The following is a 20,284-nucleotide window of genomic DNA, read 5'->3' as shown; positions in this document are numbered from 1 at the left end:
GATCTCGGCTGCCGAACGGTCGAACACTCCGAAGCTGACGCAAGCGGGCGGAGAGCCCGCACCGAACCGAGGGGTGACCTTGCAGTTTGGAAACAACGCCTTGTTGTCGCAGCTGCTGGGCGATCATGACCGGCACCTGATCCGGCTGGAGCAGGCGCTCCACATTCGCCTGGCCTGCCGCGGCAACCGCATCGCGATCAACGGCGATCCGGAGGCGGTGGAGACGGCCCAAGCGACGCTCAACGATCTCTATGGCCGGCTCGAGCGTGGCCAGCGCCTGTCGGCCGGGGATATCGACGCCGCGATCAAGCTGAACACGCGGGGCGCCGAGCCGCGCCTGCCGCTCGCGGACCTCCCGGCCATCCGCACCCGCAAGGGTATCATCGAGCCGCGCAGCCCGGCCCAGGGCGGCTATATGGAGATGCTGTCCCGCCACGAGATGGTCTTCGGGGTCGGCCCGGCCGGCACCGGCAAGACCTACCTCGCCGTGGCCCAGGCCGTCGCCATGCTGCAGACCGGCCAGGTCGACCGCATCATCCTCTCCCGCCCGGCGGTGGAAGCGGGCGAGCGGCTCGGCTTCCTGCCCGGCGACATGAAGGAGAAGGTGGATCCCTACCTCCGCCCGCTTTATGACGCGCTGCACGACATGATGCCCGGCGAGCAGGTGCTGCGCCGCATGGCGGCCGGCGAGATCGAGGTGGCGCCGCTCGCCTTCATGCGCGGCCGCACCCTGTCCCATGCCTTCGCGATCCTGGATGAGGCGCAGAACACCACGCCCATGCAGATGAAGATGTTCCTCACCCGTATGGGCGAGGGCACCCGGATGGTGATCACCGGCGACCCGACCCAGGTGGATCTGCCTCCCGGCATCTCTTCCGGGCTGGTCGATGCGCTCAACACGCTGGAAGGCGTGCAGGGCATCGGTGTCACCCGCTTCGGGCAACAGGATGTCGTGCGTCATCCGCTGGTCGCACGCATCGTCGAAGCCTATGACCAGCGAGCAACGGCCGAGCGGGATGTCGCGCGTGATGCGCGGCGCCACCGGCCCCGCGAGAGTGAAAGTGGAACCTCGAAGTAGTCACGCGGCACGCCCGCCCGTCCCGGACATCATCATTGAAGACCGGGGCTGGCGGCAGTTCGTGCCACGCCTGGAGGCGCGGGTTCTCCGCGCCATCCGGGTTGCCCAGAGCGCCGTGCCCGGCGCCCTCGTCGACACCATCGTGCTGACGAACGACCGGCGCGTGCGGCGCCTCAATGCCCGCCACCGCGGGCGCAACAAGCCGACCAACGTGCTGACCTTCGAGCCGACGGGCTGGGGTACAGGCGGCGAAATCGTGCTCGCCCTCGGCGTGCTACGGCGCGAGGCGGCGGCCGAGGGCAAGAGCCTCGCGGCGCATCTCGCGCACCTTCTGGTGCACGGCATGCTGCACCTGGACGGCGAGGATCATCACCACCCGGGCGATGCCCGGCGCATGGAGATGGCGGAAAGCCGCATCCTGGCTCGGCTTGGCGTGCCGAATCCCTGGAGGATGGCGCGGTGAGCCATTCCGACAGCTCCTTCTTTTCGCGCATCCTGAACATCCTCGGCCGCCGCGGCACCGAGCAGACGCTGCGGCAATCCATCGCCGAACTGGTGGAGGAAGCCGGCACCAACCCGCCCGGCGGCGGGGGCGAGGAACTGCCCGAACTCGACCGGCAGGAACGCGCGCTGATCTCCAACATCCTGCAACTGCGTGGCACCATCGCCAACGACGTGATGGTGCCACGGGCCGACATCGTGGCGCTGCGCGCCGACCTGACCCTGGACGAAACGCTGCAGCGCCTGCGGGAGGAGCAGCATTCCCGCCTGCCGATCTACCGCAACGAACTCGACGACATCGTCGGCATGGTCCACATCAAGGACGTCTTTGCCTATATCGGCCGGGCGGAGGAGTTTTCCCTCGAAAAGCTGGTGCGGCGACCGCTGATGGTGGCGCCCCAGGCGCCGGTGCTGGAACTGCTGGTGCAGATGCGCCAGGCCCGAATCCACATGGCCCTCGTCATCGACGAATATGGCGGCGTGGACGGGCTCATCACCATCGAGGATCTGGTGGAGACCATCGTCGGTGACATCGACGACGAGCACGACGACGTCGAAGCGCCGCTCATCACGGAACGACCAGATGGATCGCTCGACATCGCGGCCCGCCTGCCGATCGAGGATTTCGAAGAGCGGGTGGGCCCGGTTCTAACGGCCGAGGAACGCGCCTCCTCGATCGACACGGTGGGCGGGCTGATCTTCACCCTCGCTGGCCGCGTGCCGGCGCCGAACGAGATCATCACCCATCCGAGTTCCGGGGCGGAATTCCAGGTTCTGGACGCCGATGCGCGGCACATCCATAAGGTGCGGGTGAGACCGCCACCCCCTCCCAGCGAAACGGAAGGCGCCGCCGCCGCGGCGTGACCCAGCCAGATGCGCCTCGACGACAGCCGGGCGCATCTGCGCTCCCATGGATTGGCGGCGCGCCGGCGCCTCGGCGTCTGGCGCGGCCGGGTGCCCAAGGGCACCGCCCTCGCCATTCCCATGGTGGTGCTCTCCTCCCTGCTCTATTCCCTCGGCTATGCGGTCACCAAGCTGCTGATCGCGGGGTGGCATTTCGATGCCATGCAGCTCTTCGTCATGCGCTCTCTGCTGGCACTGGCCGGGCTCGCCGCCCTGCCCCTCATCGGCCGCCGGCCACCGTCGCTGATGCGGCTGCTGAACCCGCCCCAGGCCATGACCCAGCGCCTCGCGGCCGCAGCCCTCGTCTGCTCGGCCGTCCTCGCGATCATCGGCTACGGCTATCTGCCGGTGACGACCGCAACCGCCTTCAGCTTCACGGCCCCGCTTCTTGTCACGGCCATGGCGGCGGTGTTTCTGCGCGAGCGGGTGCCGCTGTGGCGCTGGGGCGCCATCGCGCTCGGCTTCGCCGGCGTTCTGGTGATCGTGCATCCGGGTGGGCATGACTTCGGCGGGCGGCACCTCATCGGGGTCGCGGCGGCCTTCGGATCGGCGGTGCTCTACGCGGCGCAGCAGATGCTCCAGCGCCATGCGCGAGACAGCCAGACGACGACGGACGTGATCGCCCAGGCGGCGATCGCCGGGCTCATCCTGCTCGCGGGCTTCATGCCCTTCGTCTGGCGCAGCGTGCCGCCGGCCGCCTTCGGCCTCATCCTGCTGGCGACCGTGACGCAGACCGGCGGCCTCGTCACCATCGCGGCGGCCATCCGCATCGGGCAGATTTCGCAGCTGGCACCCTGGCAATATGGCGGCATGGTCTGGGCCATGCTGCTCGACCTCTTCCTCTTCGGCCACGCCCCGGGCCTCGCGGCGCTCGGCGGCGCGGCGATGATCGTGGCGGCCGGCCTCGTGTCACAGCTGCGGATGCCAGGCTGGCGCGTGGCGAGGCGGCCTACGCCCCGATGACGGCGCCGCTGTACCGCCTGCGCCCGGAACGGCGCGCGGACGCGGCCTTTCTCTTGCGCCTCTACGCCGAGGTGCGCGCCGCCGAGATGGACGCGGCGGGCTGGCCGGAGGCGGAGCGCCGCGTCTTCCTGCGCGAGCAGCTGCGCCTGCAGAGCCTGCACTATCATCGCACCTACCCCGAGGCGCATTTCGAGATCGTGATGCAGGGCGAGACGCCGGTCGGTCGGCTCTACTGGCATCCGGGTGACTCCGACATCCATGTGATCGACCTCTCCCTGCTGCGCCAGTACCGCAACCAGGGTCTGGGCTCGGCCCTCCTCCGCGAGGTCATCCTGCGCGCCGAAAGCCAGGGTAAGGCCGTCAGCCTCGCCGTGCTGTTCGGCAACCCGGCGATCCACCTCTACCGCCGCCTCGGCTTCAAGGTGACCGACTCCGTCGAGACGAACCATCTGCTGATGCGGCGCCTGCCCGCCGCCGCTGCCGCGGGCGAAACCGATCAGGACTCCTGAACGACCGTTCCGGACCCGGTGCATTTTAGTTGACGGGTCGACAATTTCTGCTATTCCGTGAAAGCAACGAGACCGAGGCGCGATGGCTGCACGAGATCTTCATCTTGCGCCGCCGCACGTGCCCGATCCATCCGCAAGTGCGGACGGATGAAGCAGGAGCGAGGGCGGGATGTCGGATGCTTATCTTGGGGAAATCAGACTGGTCTCCTATCCGGCCGGCAAAGTTCCCCGGGATTGGCTGCCCTGCGACGGGCGCATCATGGAGATCCAGCGCAACGCACCCCTCTATGCGTTGCTCGGAACCGCCTATGGCGGCGATGGCCGGACCACTTTCGCGCTGCCAGATCTGCGAGGTCGTGTGCCGATGGCAGCGAGTGATGCCCAGCCGCGCGGAACGAGAGGCGGCACAGAGATGGTCACTCTCGATGCCAACACCATGCCCGCACACACCCATCTGATGCAGGTCAGCACCAATTCCGCGAACCAAACCAATACCGCCAACCACATCTATGCCGCCGCGCCATCGAACGTTCCGGTCTATGGGGATGCGGAGAATCCCATCCAGCTCGGCGAGACGGACCCACAACTGAAACAGTCGGGGGGTGGGCAGGGGCATGAAAATCGTCAGCCCTATCTGGCACTCACCTACATCATCTGCATCTCGGGCATCTTCCCGCCCCGTCCCTGATCCGCCGCAACCCCGGGGTGCCGGGTAAGGAGACAGAATGGCGACACCCTTCGTCGGTGAAATCCGTATCTTTGGCGGCTTTACCGGTCTGCCCAGCAGGTGGGCTCTCTGCGACGGGCGCGCCCTGCAAGTCGCAGGCAATGAGATCCTCTTCTCTCTGATCGGCACCACGTATGGCGGCGATGGGCGGACCACCTTCAACCTGCCCAATCTGTCCGGCCGGCTGCCCATCGGTGCAGGCCAGGGGCCGCAGCTTACGAATTACTCGGTTGCGGCGTCGGGAGGTACGGAGGAAGTGACGCTCACAGTTGCCACGCTGCCACCGCATACGCATGCAATGTTTGCATCATCAAAATCAGCGAATCTCTCTACACCATCAATGAGTAGCTCTATGTTTGCTAAACTCGCAGCGCCCTCCGTGCTTTATGACGACATGAGCAAGAAGTCCGGCGCCGATGCGAATTTCGGGACCGTCGCCATCCAGAATACCGGCAGCAGCATACCGCATCCCAACATCATGCCGACGATGGCGCTCCGCTACATGATAGCCCTGAGCGGCATCTACCCGTCTTTCTCGTAACGCGGCCATGAGCGCGGACTGCCAGTAGCCACACTGGGAGATCTGTCAAAGGATACACGATGAGCGACGCATTCGTCGGCGAAATCAGGCTCTTCCCTGCCAGCTATATCCCTGAGGGCTGGCTAAACTGCAATGGCCAAGTGGTAGCCGTCAGCATGTATCAAGCGCTCTACGCTTTGCTCGGCAATCAATACGGCGGCAAACCCCTGCAAACATTTGGTTTGCCCAATCTTACAGGGGATCTTGGTAAAACAGCGAACCGTGCTGTCTGTGGCACCGGCAAGGCCCCGGGAGGTGCCAAGGATTGGACGATCGGAGCGATCGACGGAACTGACACGACCACCTTGTCGCCCAGTCAGCTTCCTTCCCACACGCACCAGATGATCCGCACCGGCAGCAATTGGACCGCCGACAAAAAGTCAGGGAGTCCTTCCGGGACAAATCAGGTTGGCGGACTCTATCTGGACGGGACGACACCTGGAATGATCATGACGACAAACCCGCCGGACGCGACCCTCTCCCCCCAGACGATCGGGCCTACCGGCACCGGCGGCCCGCATGAGAACCGGCAGCCCTTTCTGACGGTTTTCTTCGCCATCTGCTACGATGGGACGTTTCCTACACCCGACTGACGACCTCATGCAGGTGCGACGCGTCCAGTCAGCGGAACGGAGGCGATATTGATGACGGCGCCACCGGGTGGCCGCGCCACCTCGGGTTCGACAGCCGCGCCTGATGACCGCGCAATCACGGTCGTGCTCGGCATGCATCGCAGCGGTACGTCCTTGACCTCGCATCTCCTCACTCTTCTCGGCCTCGACATGGCGGACGAGATCACGCCGGATGCGAACAACCCGCGCGGTCATTGGGAGCGGTGGGAAATCGTTCGCATGAACGACGAGGTGCTGCACTTCTTCGGCCAGGGCTTCTACGACCCCACCCATGCGCGGCCGCTGCCGCCCCGCTGGTGGACCGATCCTCATGTCCAGGCCGTCCGCGACCGGATCGCTGCTTGGCTCGAGGCGAAGATGACGGCCGTCTCTCCCGCGGCCTTCGGCCTCAAGGAGCCGCGCATCGGCCGGCTCTTCCCCATGTGGGCGGAGATCTTCGCGCGCCTCGGCCTGCGCCCGCGCTTCGTCTACTGCATCCGGCGGCCGGAGGCGGTGGCTGCCTCCCTCGCCAGGCGCGATGGCTTCGCCCCGAGCGAGGGGCTGTTGCGCTGGCTGGTCTACAATACCGACATCATCCTCGGGCTCGGCGAGCAACCGGTGACCGTCATCCCCTATGACGGCTGGGCCACGGAGCCGGATGGGACGATGGCGCGTCTCGCGCAGGTCGCGCAGCGGCGCGATCTCGATGCCACGGCCCTCAGACGGATTCTCGCGGAAGGGTTCGACCCGCTGCTGCGCCATCACTTGCCCGCAGAAGAAGCCGAACGACCCGGCGTCTGCGCCCAGCTCTACGGCATGCTGGCGCGCCACAGGGATCCGGGCCCCCTTCTGCCGGAACTCCGCCTCGCCGCGCGCCTCTGCGCCGGGTTCGAGGAAATCCTCTCCCCGCTCCAAGTCGAGCTCGACCGTCTCAAGGCGGCAGACTGACCCCCTCCCCTTCGGCCCGGCCTGGGCTAGACTGGCGCCGCGACAGGAGACGGGCGATGAACGCGATTTTCGTGCAGATCAAATGCGAGCTGGGCCGCGCCTACGAGGTGGCGGCGAAACTCGCCGACGAGTTCGAGAACGCCTCCCAGATCTATTCGACCTCCGGCCGCTGGGACCTCTTGGTGCAGTTCCGCCTGGAGGAGGGGCAAGATCCGGGCGTTTTCGTGACCGAGCACCTGCACCGTGTACCTGGCATTCGCGACACCTATACGATCATGGTCTTCGACGCCTTCACCCCGGGCGGCGCCTGATCGCCGGTCCCCGGCCTGACGCCGGGGGACCAGCCACCCGCTTACGCGGCGCGGGCGATCAGCCCATGCGGGTCGATGACGAATTTCTTCGCCGCCCCCGCGTCGAAGGCCTCATAGCCCTGGGGCGCATCTTCGAGCCCGATGACCGTCGCGTTGACGATCTCGGCGATATTCACCCGGTCATAGAGGATCGCCTGCATCAGCATGCGGTTGTAGCGGATCACCGGGGTCTGCCCGGTGTGGAAGGACTGCGCCTTCGACCAGCCCTTGCCGAAGCGCAAGCTGAGGCTGCCGACCTTCGCAGCCTCGTCCACCGCGCCCGGATCGTCCGTCACATACAGGCCCGGGATGCCGATGCTGCCGGCGACGCGGGTGATTTCCATCATCTGGTTGAGGACGATGGCCGGCTGCTCGCCGCCGGCATGGCCGCGCGCCTCGAAGCCCACGGCGTCGATCGCCGCATCCACCTCGGGCGCGCCCACGACCTCGGCGATCATCTCGCCCAGCCGGTCATGCTTGCCGAGATTGATGGGCACGAAGCCCATCTTCTCGGCATGCGCCAGACGTTCCTCGTTGAAGTCTCCCACCATCGTGACGGCGGCGCCCAGCAGACGGGCGGAGGCGGCAGCGGCCATGCCGACCGGGCCGGCACCCGCGACATAGACCGTGGAGCCCACGCCCACCTTGGCCGTGACGGCACCATGGAAGCCGGTGGGGAAGATGTCCGTCAGCATGGTGAGATCGCGGATTTTCGCCATGGCGCGGGCTTTGTCGGGGAATTTCAGCAGGTTGAAGTCGGCATAGGGCACCATGACGTAGCGCGCCTGACCGCCGATCCAGCCGCCCATGTCGACATAGCCATAGGCGCCGCCGGGCCGCGCGTCATTCACCGTGAGGCAGACGCCCGTATCCCCCGCCCGGCAACAGCGGCAGCGCCCACAGGCAACGTTGAAGGGGACGGAGACGAGATCACCCTTGGCCAGCATCTCGACGTCCTTGCCGGTTTCGATGATCTCCCCGGTGATCTCGTGGCCGAGGACGAGGCCGGCCGGTGCCGTCGTCCGCCCGCGCACCATGTGCTGGTCGGAGCCGCAGATGTTGGTGGCGACAATCTTGAGGATGGCTGCATGCTCGATACGCCGGCCGTCCGGCGCCTCGAGCTTGGGATCGGGGATGTCCTGCACTTCGACGTGCTTGGGGCCGAGATAGACGACGCCGCGGTTTCCGCTCATCTGTGTCTCCCTTGAAAGCCGCCTTCTCAGCCGAAGCACCGGCGGGGCGGCCTGCCCTTCAGGCTGCCGCTTTCGGGCGCCCAGTTCAATGGCGGGGCGCAGTACCTACCCGTCACAAAACCAGAAGACATGCGTCACTCGCAGGCCCTCAGGCTTGCCCCGGGCCGGGTGAGGTGCGAGTTTCCCGGCCAGTTCACATCTTCAACGCATCTGGCGAGGACCTCATGGCAAAAATCCCGGTGAAGACTCCCGTCGTGGAGCTCGACGGCGACGAGATGACCCGGATCATCTGGGGCTTCATCAAGGAGAAGCTGATCCTCCCCTATCTCGACATCGACCTGAAGTATTACGATCTGGGCATCGAGTATCGCGACCAGACGGACGATCAGGTGACGGTCGATGCCGCCAACGCCATCAAGCAATACGGCGTCGGCGTGAAATGCGCGACGATCACGCCGGACGAGGCACGCGTCGAGGAATTCAAGCTGAAGAAGATGTGGCGCAGCCCGAACGGCACGATCCGCAACATCCTGGACGGCACGATCTTCCGCGAGCCGATCATCTGCAAGAACGTGCCCCGCCTGGTGCCGCACTGGAACCAGCCGATCGTCGTCGGCCGCCATGCCTATGGCGACATCTATCGCGCCGCCGAGACCAAGATTCCCGGCCCCGGCCGCGTCACCCTGAACTATGTGCCGGCCGACGGCTCGGCGCCGATCGAACTCGAAGTGCATGACTTCAAGGGCCCGGGCGTCACGCTCGGCATCCACAACACCCGCAAGTCGATCGAAGGCTTTGCCCGCGCGAGCTTCAACTACGGCCTGGCCCGCAAGTACCCGGTCTATCTCTCCACCAAGAACACGATCCTCAAGGCCTATGACGGCATGTTCAAGGACGTGTTCCAGGAGATCTTCGACGCCGAGTTCAAGGCCGAGTTCGACAAGCAGGGCCTGACCTACGAGCACCGGCTGATCGACGACATGGTGGCCTGCGCCCTGAAGTGGGAAGGCGGCTACGTCTGGGCCTGCAAGAACTACGACGGCGACGTGGAGAGCGACATCGTCGCGCAGGGCTTCGGCTCGCTCGGCCTGATGACCTCGGTGCTGCTCGACCCCTCGGGCTCGGTGGTGGAGAGCGAGGCGGCGCACGGCACGGTGACGCGCCATTACCGCGAGCACCAGAAGGGCCGCCCGACCAGCACCAACCCGATCGCCAGCATCTTCGCCTGGACGCGCGGGCTGATCTATCGCGGCCGCTTCGACAATACCCCTGACGTCACGACCTTCGCCGAGACGCTGGAGCGGGTCTGCGTCGAGACGGTGGAGAGCGGCTTCATGACGAAGGACCTCGCGATCCTCATCGCGAAGGACCAGCCCTTCCTGACGACGCAGGACTTCCTCTCCAAGATCGACGAAAACCTGCAGAAGGCGATGGCCAAGGCCTGATCGTCTCTGGTTTTCGGACCGACGCTTGCCCAACTCCCCTTCCGGGCGACCGGAAGGGGAGTTTTTCATGGCGAGACGCAAGCGCAGGGCGGCGGCGGCACTGGCCGGGATGACCCTGATGATGAACGTGCCGGTGGTGATGGGCCTGCGGCTCGCCAAGATCGGCCGCGGCGGCCAGCGCGGCCAGACCGAATCTCAGCGCATGGTGACGGAGAAGATCGCCGCCGCCGTGGAGGCTCAAGGCGTGCTCGTGCGGGCGATGCTGGATGGCAAGCCAGAGCGGGGCGCGGACCAGGTGGTCCGCCTCTATGCCCGCAAGGTGGCAGCCAATCGGAGGCGCCTCTCCAAATAAAAAGCCCGCCTCCTCGCGGGGCGGGCTTTTCACCAGGCTCGGCTGGAAGCCTATTCCTCGTGCCAGGTGCGGCCGTCGCGCTCCAGCAGGGCAACGGAAGCGGAAGGCCCCCAGGTGCCCGCGCGATAGGGCTTCGGGAATTCGCCCGAGGACATCCAGGCCTCCATGATCGGATCGACCCAGCGCCAGGCGGCCTCCACCTCGTCACCGCGCATGAACAGCGTCTGGTTGCCGCGCACCACGTCCATGATCAGCCGTTCATAGGCATCCGGATTGCGCACCGAGAAGGCCTTGGCGAAGGTCATGTCCAGCGGCACGTATTGGAGCCGCATGCCGCCCGGGCCCGGATCCTTGATCATCAGCCACAGCTTCACGCCCTCATCCGGCTGCACGCGGATGACGAGGCGGTTGGCCTTGAGCTGGCCGGCCGTCTCCTCAAAGACCGTGTGCGGGATGGGGCGGAACTGCACGACGATTTCGGAGACGCGGGAAGGCAGGCGCTTGCCGGTGCGCAGATAGAAGGGCACGCCCGCCCAGCGCCAGTTGCCGACTTCGGCCTTCACCGCAACGAAGGTCTCCGTCATGCTCTCCGGATGGCCGAGTTCCTCGAGATAGCCGCGCACCGGGCCGGTGACCGAGGCGCCGGCGGTGTACTGGCCGCGCACCGTGTTCTGTGCCACCTGCGCCGGGCTCATCCGCTCCAGCGAATTCAGCACCTTCAGCTTCTCGTCGCGCACCCGGTCGGCGTCGAGCGAGGTCGGCACCTCCATCGCCGTCAGGCAGAGCAGCTGCAGGATGTGGTTCTGGATCATGTCCCGCATCGCGCCCGCAGTGTCGTAATAGCCGGCGCGGCTTTCGAGGCCGACTTCCTCAGCGACGGTGATCTGGACGTGGTCGATGTAGCGCGCGTTCCACACGGGCTCGAACAGGGAATTGGCGAAGCGCAGAGCCATGAGGTTCTGCACCGTTTCCTTTCCGAGATAGTGGTCGATCCGGTAGATGCTGGATTCCGGGAAGATCTTGCCGACCGAGGCGTTCAGCGCCTGGGCGGATTCGAGATCCTTGCCGAGCGGCTTTTCGATGACGACGCGGCTCTGTTCGGTGATCAGGTCATGCGCCGCGATTTGTTCCGAGATGGGACCGAAGATGTCGGGCGCGGTCGAGAGATAGAAGACGCGGATGCGTTCCGGGTGGGCGTTGAGGCGTTCCGCGAGTTCGCTCCATCCGTCGGAGCCGGTGGCGTCCATCGACACGTAGCCGACGCGGGCGACGAAACGTTCGAGCACCTCGGAGTCGATATCCGCCTTGGGCACGAAGCTCTCGATCGCCTCGCGCGCAACCTTCTGAAATTCCTTGTCGGACACCTTGCGGCGGGAGGTGCCGATGATGCGGGCCTCCTGCGGCAGCTGGCCGGCGCGGTCACGCTGGTAGAGCGCGGGCAAAAGCTTGCGGCGCGAGAGATCCCCCGAGCCGCCGAAAATGACAAAATCAAACGGATCGACAGCGATGATGCGTGCGACCATGCGTAAGGGCTCCTCTCCGGGCGAGACGACAAAATAAGGCAGCCTGGCCAATTGTCCAAACTGCCATCTTTTGTGATCAAACGCTCAGGGTTCAATTCGATTGGGCTCCGTCTTGACTGCGAGACCGGCCTGGCGTCAACCACGCCTATGTGCGCCGCGAACGCCCTGCCCCGGACGGAGGAGATGAGCCCACGCTACCAGGGGCTCGACGCGTGGGATAGCACGAGCGTGCTGGACGCCTTGTGGGAAGGGCAGATGGCGGCGATAGCCGCGCTGCGTCCGGCCCTCCCCGCGCTCGCCGCTGCCGCCGACGCCGCGGCCCTGCGCCTTGCCGACGAACGCGGTCGCCTCGTCTATGCCGGCGCCGGCACCTCCGGCCGGCTGGCGGCCGTCGATGCCACGGAACTGCCCCCCACCTTCGCCTGGCCCGCCGAGCGGACGGCCCTGATGCTTGCCGGTGGCATGGCGGCGCTCAGCCGCGCCGTGGAAGGCGCGGAGGACGACGAAGCGGCCGCCAGCGCCGCCGCCGATGGCCTTGGGCTCGGTCCCGCAGATGTCCTCATCGGGCTCGCCGCCAGCGGCGGCACGCCCTTCACGCGCGCCGCGATACGGGCCGGGCGGTCGGCGGGCGCGCTGACCATCGGCATCGCCAATAGCCCGGAGGCGCCGCTTCTGGCGGAGGCCGAACACGCCATTCTGGCCGCGACCGGCGCCGAGGCCATCGCAGGCTCCACCCGCATGAAGGCGGGCACCGCGCAGAAGGCGCTGCTCACCCTGCTGTCGACGCAGATCATGATCCGGCTCGGCCGTGTGCATGATGGACGGATGGTGGAGATGCGGCCGACCAACGCCAAGCTCCGGGCCCGGGCGGAGCGGATGGTGGCGGAGCTGGCGGGCACCGCCGCGCCGGATGCCGCGACCGCGCTGGATGCGGCGGAGGGTGAGATCAAGACCGCCGTCGTCATGCTGCGCGGCCGATTGGACGCAGCGGCCGCACGGGACCTTCTGGCCCGCCATGGCGGCATCCTTCGCCGCGCCTTGGCGGACGTGCCGCCGCCTTCGTTATAGCCTCTTCCAACCCTGTCCCCCTTTCGAGGAGCCGAGGATGACCGAGACCACAGCTGCGGATGTCCGCATCGAGCACGACGCCCTGGGCGACGTGCCCGTCCCCAGCAACCGCCTCTGGGGCGCACAGACCGAGCGCTCGATCCACAACTTCCCGATCGGCCGCGCGACCTTCAAGTGGCAGCGCCCGGTCATTCGCGCGCTCGGCATCCTCAAGAAGTCTGCGGCGCTGGCCAATGGCGAACTCGGCGAATTGCCGAAGGAGAAGGTCGACCTCATCGTCCAGGCGGCGCAGGAGGTGATCGACGGCAAGTGGGACGACGAATTTCCGCTGGTCGTCTTCCAGACCGGCTCGGGCACCCAGAGCAACATGAATGCGAACGAGGTGATCGCCAACCGCGCCATTCAGATCGCGGGCGGCGTGCTCGGCTCCAAGAAGCCGATCAATCCGAATGACGACGTGAATCGCGGCCAGTCCTCCAACGACACTTTCCCGACCGCGATGTACATCGCCGCCGTCGAGGTGATCGCGGGCAAGCTGCTGCCGGCGATCCAGGTGCTGCGCGACACGCTGCACACGAAGGCGGATGCGTTCGCGCATGTCATCATGATCGGACGCACCCATCTGCAGGATGCGACGCCGATTACCCTCGGCCAGGCGATCGGCGGCTGGGTGGCACAGTTGGACGAAGCGGCCCGCGCCATCAAGGAGAGCCTGCCCTGGCTCTACGAACTCGCGATCGGCGGCACGGCGGTCGGCACGGGGCTGAATGCCCATCCGAAGTTCGGCGAGACGGCGGCGCGGCACATCGGGGAACAGACCGGCCACCCCTTCGTCTCCGCCCCGAACAAGTTCGCGGCGCTCTCCGCCCATGATGCCATCGCCCATGCCAGCGGCACGCTGCGGACGCTGGCGGGCGCGCTGATGAAGATCGCCAACGACGTGCGCTGGCACGCCTGCGGGCCGCGTGCCGGCCTTGCCGAGATCCACATTCCCGAGAACGAACCCGGCTCCTCCATCATGCCGGGCAAGATCAACCCGACCCAGTGCGAATCGATGACGATGGTGGCGGTGCAGGTTTACGGGAATGACGCCGCCGTTGCCTTCGCCGCTTCCCAGGGCAACTTCCAGCTGAATGTCTACAAGCCGGTGATGCTGCACAACCTGCTGGAATCGGCAACGATCCTCAGCGAGAGCATGCTGGCCTTCGAGGAGCATTGCGCCCGCGGAATCGAACCGAACTACGAGAAGCTCAAGCACAATCTGGAAAGCTCGCTGATGCTGGTGACGGCGCTGAACCGCCACATTGGCTACGAGAAGTCCGCCCAGATCGCGCTGAAGGCGCACCGTGAGAACCTCAGCCTCAAGGAATCGGCGCTCGCCCTCGGCTTCCTGACGGAAGAGCAGTTCGATGCCTGGGTGAAGCCCGAAGACATGCTTGGGCCGAGCGCCGCGAGCAAGTAAACCCGCACCGTTCAGGGATAAAAAAGGCCGCGCCGGTCTCACCGGCGCGGCCTTTCCTTTTGGGTCAGCCCCTCAGTTGTGCAGGCTGTTGTAATCGACCCAGCCGCGGACCGTCCCGGCATCGGTCTGCATCTGCATCTGGAAGGAAGGCTGGCGCATGCCATCCGTCTGGATGGCGATAAGCCCGGCGCGGGCGGCGCTGTCGATCACCTTGCAGTCACCCGGGTTGGCAGGCGTGTAGTTCTCGAGCGCCTCCTCACTGCCGCAGACGGGTGTCGCCCCGCTGACGAAGATCGGCTTCGAGAGGTCGATCGAGCGATGGGCGACCAAACTGTCCCCGTTGAGGAAATAGGCGAGCATGCCGGAACTCGGCACCGCGGTCCGATCCCCCGCCAGAATGGCCGTGATGATCAAGCCGGTGACGACGAACAGCATCAAGCCGAGCGAAGAATTCCTAAGCATGAGGCGCTCCGATGGAATTCAGACGGCGTAGGGACCGGCCGGATCGGCAAAGCGCCCCTCGCATCTCATTGTATTTATAAAACATTAACAGACGAACGAAACAATTGTTGTTGCGCGAGAAAAAAATATCTTTTCTCCCATCGCAATTGTCGCGCCACCTCACAGGAATAGCCTAGCCCCAAATAAGGCCTTTCCGACGGCGACACTCGCATGGCGCCCGCGCATCCATCCAATTCCTTGATCTGCATCATGGCTGACAGGCACCGGATTGTTCGCAGATGCAACAGCAGCACGGCTGTCGATCTGCGAGAGGATACGCTTCATGCCTGATGGCTTCCTGCCACGGCCGCCCATGGCGCCGGCATCGCATGCCGATCACGACCCATTGGACCGCCTGCTCCACGCCTGGCAACGCCACTTCACCGGGGGTGCAGCTCCAACCAGCCTCCCCACCGCCTGGGCCGACTGGGCCATCCATGCGGCGAGCCATCCCTTCCGGATGGCGGAACGCCGGCGCGCAGGCTTCGACCAGTGGCTCCGTCTCATCCGCATCCTGATCGGCGCGGAGCCGCCGGTCTCTCCCCCGCCCAACGATCATCGCTTCGCCCATCCGGCGTGGGGAGAGGCGCCCTATGCCGCGCTCGTCCAAGCCGTGCTGTTGAACGAGGCCTGGTGGCAGCAGCTGATCGCGGCCCCCCCGGGCGTAGCCCAGCACAATCGCGCACTGCTCGCCTTCCAGGTGCAGCAGTGGCTCGATATGATTTCACCCTCGAATCTGCCTTGGCTCAATCCCGAGATTCTCTCCGCCACCTGGTCCAGCCAGGGCGCCAATCTTCGCGCCGGGTTCGTCAACTTCCTGCGCGAGCAGTCTGGCGCGGACACCGGACCGGACTTCCGGCTGGGCCGGGATCTGGCGGCCACGCCCGGCCGTGTCATCCTCCGCAACGATCTGTTCGAGTTGATCCAATATGCGCCCACGACACCCACGGTCTCGGCCGAGCCCGTGCTCATCGTCCCCGCCTGGATCATGAAATATTACATTCTCGATCTGTCGCCCGAGAACTCGCTCGTGCGCTGGCTGGTCGCGCAGGGCCGCACCGTCTTCATGATGTCCTGGCGCAATCCGGACGCTCGGATGCGCGACGTCGCCTTCGACGACTATCGTGCCGAAGGCGTCATGGCAGCGCTGAACCGTGTGTCCGAGATCTGTGGCGGTCAGAAGATCCACCTCGCCGGCTACTGCCTCGGCGGCACGCTCGCGGCCATCACCGCCGCCGCCTGCGCCGTGACGGGTGATGCACGGTTTGCCAGCCTCACGCTCTTCGCGGCCCAGACCGATTTCAGTGAGGCCGGCGAGTTGCAGCTCTTCATTTCGGAAGACCAGCTCGCTTTCCTGGACGACGTGATGCAGACCGAAGGCTATCTCTCCAGCCGGCAGATGAGCAGCGCCTTCCAGATGCTGCGGCCAAACGAACTGATCTGGTCGCGTCTCATCCGGGACTACTATCTGGGCGAGGCACCGGCGCGGTTCGATCTCATGGCCTGGAACGCGGACGGCACCCACCTGCCGGCGCGCATGCACGCGGAATACCTTCGCTCGCTCTATCTCCAGAACGATCTCTCAGAGGGCCGCTTCAAGGTGGCGGGCCGCACCATCGCGCTCGAAGACATCCGCCTGCCACTCTTCGTCGTGGGCACCGAGAACGACCACATCGCGCCATGGCGCTCGGTCTACAAGCTGCACTTCCTCAACGACGGCGCCATCACCTTCGTGCTGACCTCGGGTGGCCACAACGCAGGGATCGTGAGCGAGCCCGGCCATCCGAACCGGCACTTCCGCGTCGCGACACGACCTGCGGGCGGCCATACGCTCGGGCCGGAGGACTGGCAGGCGGCGCAGGCACCGCGGGAGGGATCCTGGTGGCTGGAATGGAATGCCTTCCTGGCGGCCCATTCCGGTGCCGATGTGAGCCCGCCTGCTTTGGCAAAACCCGACCTCGGTGCCGCGCCAGGCCGCTACGTGTTTGAAAAGGCTTGAGTCATGGACGCCCCTTCCGCTCCGGCGCTGCTCGAAAACCGCACCTATGAGGAGATGGCGCTCGGTGATGCCGCGAGCCTCACCCACTGCGTCACCCAGCGGGACATCGACCTCTTCGCCGCCGTCAGCGGCGACGTCAATCCGGCGCATGTCGACCCGGACTATGCGGCAGGCGATATGTTCCACCACGTCATCATCCACGGGATGTGGGGCGCGGGGTTGATCTCGGCCGTACTCGGCACACGGCTGCCTGGACCGGGCGCCATCTATCTCGGCCAGGACCTGCAGTTCCGTAAACCGATCTCGATCGGGGACATCATCACCGCCACCGTCACGGTGAAGGAGATGAAACCCGAGAAGAAGGACGTGGTCTTCGACTGTCTCTGCACCAATCAGGCGGGGCAGGCCGTCATCACCGGTACCGCCCTGATCCGCGCGCCGCGCGAGAAGGTGCGGCGGCCGCGGGTGGTGCTGCCCGAGGTGCGGGTCGGTCGCCATCCGGGGACGGAGGCGATCCTCACGCAGGCGCGGGCCCATGGCCCGGTGCCTGCGGCGGTGGTTTATCCTGTCGATGCCCTGTCTCTCGCCGGCGCCGTGGACGCTGCCGAAGCCGGACTGATCGCACCGATCCTGATCGGCCCCGAGCGGGAGATCCGGGCGGCGGCGGAGGCTGCCGGGCTCGATCTCTCGGGCTGCCGCTTCCACCCGGCTGCCGAGCCGGGCGAAGCGGCGGCGGCCGGCGTCGCGATGATCCGCTCGGGTGCCGCCACCCTGCTGATGAAGGGCGACCTGCACACCGACGTGCTGATGCATCCTGTGATGGACGGCACGACGGGGCTGCGCCGCGGCCGGCAGATCAGCCACGCCTATGTGCTGGACGTCGCCGAGTTCCCTCGCCTGCTCATCGTGACCGATGCGGCGATCGCCATCCGCCCGACGCTGGAAGAAAAGGCCGGCATCGCCCAGAACGCGATCGACCTGGCGCGCGTGCTTGGCATCGCGGTGCCCCGCGTCGCCGTTCTTGCCGCGGTCGAGACGCTGAGCGAGCGCATGCCGGCGACGCTGGATGCCGCGGCGCTCTGCAAGATGGCAGATCGTGGGCAGATCACGGGTGGCGTTCTGGATGGGCCGCTCGCCTTCGACAATGCGATCAACACGGCCGCAGCGGCCGAAAAGGGCATCGTCTCGCCCGTCGCCGGCGCGCCCGACATCCTTCTGGTGCCGGACCTCGAAGCCGGCAACATCCTCGTCAAGCAGATGATTTTCCTGTCCGGCGCCGAGGCTGGCGGCATCGTGCTGGGGGCGGCGGCCCCGATCGTGCTGACGAGCCGCGCCGATACCCGACGCACCCGGTTGATCTCGGCGGCGCTCGGCCGGCTGATCGCCGCGAGTCGCGCGACGACCTGAGCCGCAGCGCGCTGCCCTAGAGCTTGTAGGCGCGCCGGGCCAGATTGTAGGCGAGGTCCTGCGCGAGTTCAAAGGCCTCGTCCTCGTCCAGCCGATGCTCGGCGACGAGGCCGGCGAGATAGCCGCAATCGATGCGCCGGGCCATGTCGTGCCGCGCCGGAATAGAGAGATAGGCGCGCGTATCGTCGTTGAAGCCGACGGTATTGGCGAAGCCTGCCGTCTCGGTCGTCGTCTCGCGGAAACGGCGCATGCCCTCGGGGCTGTCGAAGAACCACCAGGCGGGCCCGAGACGCAGCGCTGGATAGTGCCCGGCCAGCGGCGCGAGTTCGCGGCTGTAGGTCGTCTCGTCCAGGGTGAAGAGGATGAGGGTCAGTCGCGGATCGTTACCCATGGCATCGAGCAGTGGCTTGAGCGCATGCACATAGTCGGTCGCCGTCGGAATGTCCGCGCCCATGTCCGGCCCGCGCGCGGCGAAGAGCATGGGATTGTGGTTGCGGAAACTGCCCGGATGCAGCTGCATCACGAGCCCATCCTCCAGGCTCATCCGCGCCATTTCGGTGAGCATCTGGGCGCGGAAGGTCTCCCGCTCCTTCGCCGTCGCCTCGCCCGAGATCACCGTCTTGAAGAGGGCGGCCGCCTCGGCGGCCGGAAGATCGGCCGTGCGCGCTGTCGGGTGGCCGTGGTCGGTCGCCGTCGCACCGAGTGATTTGAAGAAGGCGCGGCGGATACGGTGGACGTCGAGATAGCCTTGCCAAGTCATCGCCGCACCGCCGAGCGCGGTGAACTGCGCGACGTTCTGAGTAAAGCCTTCCCGGTCGGGATCGACGACGAAATCTGGCCGATAGGCCGGCAGCACACGCCCCTGCCAGCCGCTGTCGCGGAGCACCTGGTGATGCGCGAGATCGCTCAAGGGACTGTCCGTTGTCGAAATGACCTCGATGTTGAACCGCTCATAAAGCGCACGCGGTCGGAAAGCGGGCGTTGCCAGCTGCGCCGCGATCTGGTCGAAGAGCCGATCGGCATTCGCCGGCGTCAGACGCTCCGTGATATCGAACAAGGTCTCGAGCGAATGCTCGAACCAGAGGCGCGTGGGCGTGGCACGGAAGAGATGGAAATGGGCTGCGAAAAGGCGCCAGATCGCGCGACTGTCGGTCTCCACAGCCTGCCCGTCCCGCCGCGGGATGCCGAGCGCGTCGAGCGAGACGCCCTGGGAGTAGAGCAGGCGGAAGATGTAATGATCAGGCTTGACGAAGAGCGTCGCGGGGTCGGGAAACGCAGCGTCCGTCGCATACCAGGCCGGGTCGGTATGACCGTGCGGGGAGACGATCGGCAAGCCGGCCACGGACTGGTAGAGGCGGCGGGCGATGCCGCGGGTCGTGGGATCGACGGGCAGAAGCCGGTCGGGGTGCAATGCCATGACAGCCTCTCCTTCGGGCTTGATTTCTCCCGACACTGGAATTGATATATTAGCATGTCAATTCCTCTCGCCGCAGGGCAGCCCCTGGTGCGCGTCACCTCGGCCGCCGCCATCCACCGCCAGCTGCAAGCGGCCATCCTTGCGCTGGAGCTGCCGCCCGGCACCGCCCTGCAGGACAAGCTGCTGTCGGTCCAGTTCGCCGTCAGCCGCACCCCCGTGCGCGAAGCGCTGATCCGCCTCGCCGAGGAAGGGCTGGTGGAGATCCGTCCGCAATCCGGCACCTTCGTCTCACGCATCCGCGCCGCAGCGATCCCCGAAGCGCAGGACATCCGCCTCGCCCTCGAGACCATGACGGTGAAGCGCGCGGCCCGCAGTTGCGATGCCGAGGGTCTGGCGAAGCTCGACCGTCTTCTCGCGCGCCAGGCACAATGCGCGGCGGACGAGGACACGACGGGCTTCCACGAGGCGGATGAAGCCTTCCACGAAGCCATCGGCGAGATCGCGGGCAGGCCGACGACCTGGCGCCTTATCCGCAGCGTGAAATTGCAGATCGACCGCGCCCGACGCCTCACTTTGCCAGTGCCCGGGCGGATGGCGCAGGTGATCGCCGAGCATCAGGCGATCCATGCCGCGATCGCGGATCAAGATGCCTCAGCCGCGGTCCGCGCGATGACGTCCCATCTCTCGGTTCTGCTGCCTGACATCGCCCGGCTGCGCCAGGACCACCCCAGCTACTTCGCCTGAAAC

General features: G+C 66.3%; 21 protein-coding genes. 17 read left to right on the top strand and 4 right to left on the bottom strand.

Features of this window, described 5'->3' with window-relative positions:
- Position 1 precedes the first annotated feature (1 nt).
- The 10 genes from ACYQ6W_RS10780 to ACYQ6W_RS10735 all read left to right on the top strand — a co-directional run bounded on the left by ACYQ6W_RS10780 (position 2) and on the right by ACYQ6W_RS10735 (position 7,131).
- Positions 2-1,078: a PhoH family protein gene (locus tag ACYQ6W_RS10780; RefSeq protein WP_459675549.1), complete on the top strand. Its 1,077-nt coding sequence runs from the start codon at positions 2-4 to the stop codon at positions 1,076-1,078.
- Between the two features lie 61 nt (positions 1,079-1,139).
- Positions 1,140-1,541 carry an rRNA maturation RNase YbeY gene (ybeY, locus tag ACYQ6W_RS10775; protein ID WP_459675261.1) on the top strand — a complete coding sequence of 134 codons (402 nt, stop codon included), beginning with the start codon at positions 1,140-1,142 and terminating at the stop codon, positions 1,539-1,541.
- Positions 1,538-2,443 (top strand): hemolysin family protein, encoded by a 906-nt coding sequence (locus ACYQ6W_RS10770; RefSeq protein ID WP_459675260.1) that lies wholly within the window; start codon positions 1,538-1,540, stop codon positions 2,441-2,443. Before ybeY ends, ACYQ6W_RS10770 begins: the two co-directional genes overlap by 4 nt.
- 9 nt (positions 2,444-2,452) lie before the next feature.
- On the top strand, positions 2,453-3,445 hold the full coding sequence (locus ACYQ6W_RS10765) for a DMT family transporter (protein WP_459675259.1): 993 nt from the start codon (positions 2,453-2,455) through the stop codon (positions 3,443-3,445).
- On the top strand, positions 3,442-3,954 hold the full coding sequence (locus tag ACYQ6W_RS10760) for an N-acetyltransferase family protein (RefSeq protein WP_459675258.1): 513 nt from the start codon (positions 3,442-3,444) through the stop codon (positions 3,952-3,954). The genes ACYQ6W_RS10765 and ACYQ6W_RS10760 overlap by 4 nt, the downstream gene beginning before the upstream one ends.
- A gap of 169 nt (positions 3,955-4,123) precedes the next feature.
- Complete coding sequence (locus ACYQ6W_RS10755) at positions 4,124-4,642, top strand: phage tail protein (RefSeq protein WP_459675257.1); 519 nt, start codon at positions 4,124-4,126, stop codon at positions 4,640-4,642.
- 37 nt (positions 4,643-4,679) lie between these two features.
- Positions 4,680-5,222 (top strand): phage tail protein, encoded by a 543-nt coding sequence (locus tag ACYQ6W_RS10750; RefSeq protein ID WP_459675256.1) that lies wholly within the window; start codon positions 4,680-4,682, stop codon positions 5,220-5,222.
- A gap of 59 nt (positions 5,223-5,281) precedes the next feature.
- Positions 5,282-5,854: a phage tail protein gene (locus tag ACYQ6W_RS10745; protein WP_459675255.1), complete on the top strand. Its 573-nt coding sequence runs from the start codon at positions 5,282-5,284 to the stop codon at positions 5,852-5,854.
- A 51-nt stretch (positions 5,855-5,905) separates the two neighbouring features.
- Positions 5,906-6,820 (top strand): sulfotransferase family protein, encoded by a 915-nt coding sequence (locus ACYQ6W_RS10740; protein ID WP_459675254.1) that lies wholly within the window; start codon positions 5,906-5,908, stop codon positions 6,818-6,820.
- A 56-nt stretch (positions 6,821-6,876) separates the two neighbouring features.
- Entirely contained in the window at positions 6,877-7,131 is a 255-nt protein-coding gene (locus ACYQ6W_RS10735) for an Lrp/AsnC ligand binding domain-containing protein (protein ID WP_459675253.1), read from the top strand.
- Between the two features lie 41 nt (positions 7,132-7,172).
- On the opposite strand, the gene fdhA is transcribed toward ACYQ6W_RS10735, so the two are convergent.
- On the bottom strand, positions 7,173-8,363 hold the full coding sequence (gene fdhA / locus ACYQ6W_RS10730; RefSeq protein WP_459675252.1) for a formaldehyde dehydrogenase, glutathione-independent: 1,191 nt from the start codon (positions 8,361-8,363) through the stop codon (positions 7,173-7,175).
- A gap of 224 nt (positions 8,364-8,587) precedes the next feature.
- On the opposite strand from fdhA, the gene ACYQ6W_RS10725 reads away from it, so the two are divergent.
- Both ACYQ6W_RS10725 and ACYQ6W_RS10720 read left to right on the top strand, forming a co-directional pair.
- On the top strand, positions 8,588-9,808 hold the full coding sequence (locus tag ACYQ6W_RS10725; RefSeq protein ID WP_459675251.1) for an NADP-dependent isocitrate dehydrogenase: 1,221 nt from the start codon (positions 8,588-8,590) through the stop codon (positions 9,806-9,808).
- Between the two features lie 67 nt (positions 9,809-9,875).
- Positions 9,876-10,160, top strand: coding sequence for a hypothetical protein (locus ACYQ6W_RS10720; protein WP_459675250.1), 285 nt, complete (start codon positions 9,876-9,878; stop codon positions 10,158-10,160).
- A gap of 50 nt (positions 10,161-10,210) precedes the next feature.
- On the opposite strand, the gene zwf is transcribed toward ACYQ6W_RS10720, so the two are convergent.
- A complete protein-coding gene (gene zwf / locus ACYQ6W_RS10715; RefSeq protein WP_459675249.1) occupies positions 10,211-11,683 on the bottom strand; it encodes a glucose-6-phosphate dehydrogenase in 1,473 nt (490 codons plus the stop codon).
- Between the two features lie 147 nt (positions 11,684-11,830).
- Between zwf and ACYQ6W_RS10710 the strand changes: the two genes are divergently transcribed.
- Both ACYQ6W_RS10710 and fumC read left to right on the top strand, forming a co-directional pair.
- Positions 11,831-12,751, top strand: coding sequence for an N-acetylmuramic acid 6-phosphate etherase (locus ACYQ6W_RS10710; protein WP_459675248.1), 921 nt, complete (start codon positions 11,831-11,833; stop codon positions 12,749-12,751).
- 37 nt (positions 12,752-12,788) lie between these two features.
- On the top strand, positions 12,789-14,213 hold the full coding sequence (gene fumC, locus ACYQ6W_RS10705; RefSeq protein ID WP_459675247.1) for a class II fumarate hydratase: 1,425 nt from the start codon (positions 12,789-12,791) through the stop codon (positions 14,211-14,213).
- Between the two features lie 72 nt (positions 14,214-14,285).
- On the opposite strand, the gene ACYQ6W_RS10700 is transcribed toward fumC, so the two are convergent.
- Positions 14,286-14,675: a hypothetical protein gene (locus ACYQ6W_RS10700; protein WP_459675246.1), complete on the bottom strand. Its 390-nt coding sequence runs from the start codon at positions 14,673-14,675 to the stop codon at positions 14,286-14,288.
- Positions 14,676-14,997: 322 nt separating this feature from the next.
- Between ACYQ6W_RS10700 and ACYQ6W_RS10695 the strand changes: the two genes are divergently transcribed.
- Together ACYQ6W_RS10695 and ACYQ6W_RS10690 are read left to right on the top strand one after the other, a co-directional pair.
- On the top strand, positions 14,998-16,713 hold the full coding sequence (locus tag ACYQ6W_RS10695; protein ID WP_459675245.1) for a PHA/PHB synthase family protein: 1,716 nt from the start codon (positions 14,998-15,000) through the stop codon (positions 16,711-16,713).
- A gap of 3 nt (positions 16,714-16,716) precedes the next feature.
- Positions 16,717-18,120, top strand: coding sequence for a bifunctional enoyl-CoA hydratase/phosphate acetyltransferase (locus ACYQ6W_RS10690; RefSeq protein ID WP_459675244.1), 1,404 nt, complete (start codon positions 16,717-16,719; stop codon positions 18,118-18,120).
- A gap of 16 nt (positions 18,121-18,136) precedes the next feature.
- On the opposite strand, the gene uxaC is transcribed toward ACYQ6W_RS10690, so the two are convergent.
- Positions 18,137-19,537, bottom strand: coding sequence for a glucuronate isomerase (uxaC, locus tag ACYQ6W_RS10685; RefSeq protein ID WP_459675243.1), 1,401 nt, complete (start codon positions 19,535-19,537; stop codon positions 18,137-18,139).
- Between the two features lie 54 nt (positions 19,538-19,591).
- On the opposite strand from uxaC, the gene ACYQ6W_RS10680 reads away from it, so the two are divergent.
- The gene (locus ACYQ6W_RS10680; protein WP_459675242.1) at positions 19,592-20,281 is read left to right on the top strand and encodes a GntR family transcriptional regulator; all 690 of its coding nucleotides are present in this window, start codon (positions 19,592-19,594) and stop codon (positions 20,279-20,281) included.
- Positions 20,282-20,284: the final 3 nt, after the last annotated feature.

It is taken from the genome of Acidisoma sp. 7E03, from assembly GCF_054665075.1.
Note: the sequence above shows the minus strand (reverse complement) of the source record. Positions and strands in the feature narration are given on the sequence as shown.

Bases quoted from the DNA above. Each gene is read 5' to 3' on its own strand.
- ACYQ6W_RS10710 (WP_459675248.1), top strand. From the start codon at position 11,831: ATGTGCGCCGCGAACGCCCTGCCCCGGACGGAGGAGATGAGCCCACGC.
- ACYQ6W_RS10700 (WP_459675246.1), bottom strand. From the start codon at position 14,675: ATGCTTAGGAATTCTTCGCTCGGCTTGATGCTGTTCGTCGTCACCGGC.
- ACYQ6W_RS10735 (WP_459675253.1), top strand. From the start codon at position 6,877: ATGAACGCGATTTTCGTGCAGATCAAATGCGAGCTGGGCCGCGCCTAC.
- ACYQ6W_RS10680 (WP_459675242.1), top strand. From the start codon at position 19,592: ATGTCAATTCCTCTCGCCGCAGGGCAGCCCCTGGTGCGCGTCACCTCG.
- fumC (WP_459675247.1), top strand. From the start codon at position 12,789: ATGACCGAGACCACAGCTGCGGATGTCCGCATCGAGCACGACGCCCTG.
- ACYQ6W_RS10750 (WP_459675256.1), top strand. From the start codon at position 4,680: ATGGCGACACCCTTCGTCGGTGAAATCCGTATCTTTGGCGGCTTTACC.
- ACYQ6W_RS10765 (WP_459675259.1), top strand. From the start codon at position 2,453: ATGCGCCTCGACGACAGCCGGGCGCATCTGCGCTCCCATGGATTGGCG.
- ACYQ6W_RS10695 (WP_459675245.1), top strand. From the start codon at position 14,998: ATGCCTGATGGCTTCCTGCCACGGCCGCCCATGGCGCCGGCATCGCAT.
- ACYQ6W_RS10755 (WP_459675257.1), top strand. From the start codon at position 4,124: ATGTCGGATGCTTATCTTGGGGAAATCAGACTGGTCTCCTATCCGGCC.
- uxaC (WP_459675243.1), bottom strand. From the start codon at position 19,537: ATGGCATTGCACCCCGACCGGCTTCTGCCCGTCGATCCCACGACCCGC.
- ACYQ6W_RS10725 (WP_459675251.1), top strand. From the start codon at position 8,588: ATGGCAAAAATCCCGGTGAAGACTCCCGTCGTGGAGCTCGACGGCGAC.
- ACYQ6W_RS10690 (WP_459675244.1), top strand. From the start codon at position 16,717: ATGGACGCCCCTTCCGCTCCGGCGCTGCTCGAAAACCGCACCTATGAG.
- ACYQ6W_RS10720 (WP_459675250.1), top strand. From the start codon at position 9,876: ATGGCGAGACGCAAGCGCAGGGCGGCGGCGGCACTGGCCGGGATGACC.
- ACYQ6W_RS10745 (WP_459675255.1), top strand. From the start codon at position 5,282: ATGAGCGACGCATTCGTCGGCGAAATCAGGCTCTTCCCTGCCAGCTAT.
- fdhA (WP_459675252.1), bottom strand. From the start codon at position 8,363: ATGAGCGGAAACCGCGGCGTCGTCTATCTCGGCCCCAAGCACGTCGAA.
- ACYQ6W_RS10760 (WP_459675258.1), top strand. From the start codon at position 3,442: ATGACGGCGCCGCTGTACCGCCTGCGCCCGGAACGGCGCGCGGACGCG.
- zwf (WP_459675249.1), bottom strand. From the start codon at position 11,683: ATGGTCGCACGCATCATCGCTGTCGATCCGTTTGATTTTGTCATTTTC.
- ACYQ6W_RS10740 (WP_459675254.1), top strand. From the start codon at position 5,906: ATGACGGCGCCACCGGGTGGCCGCGCCACCTCGGGTTCGACAGCCGCG.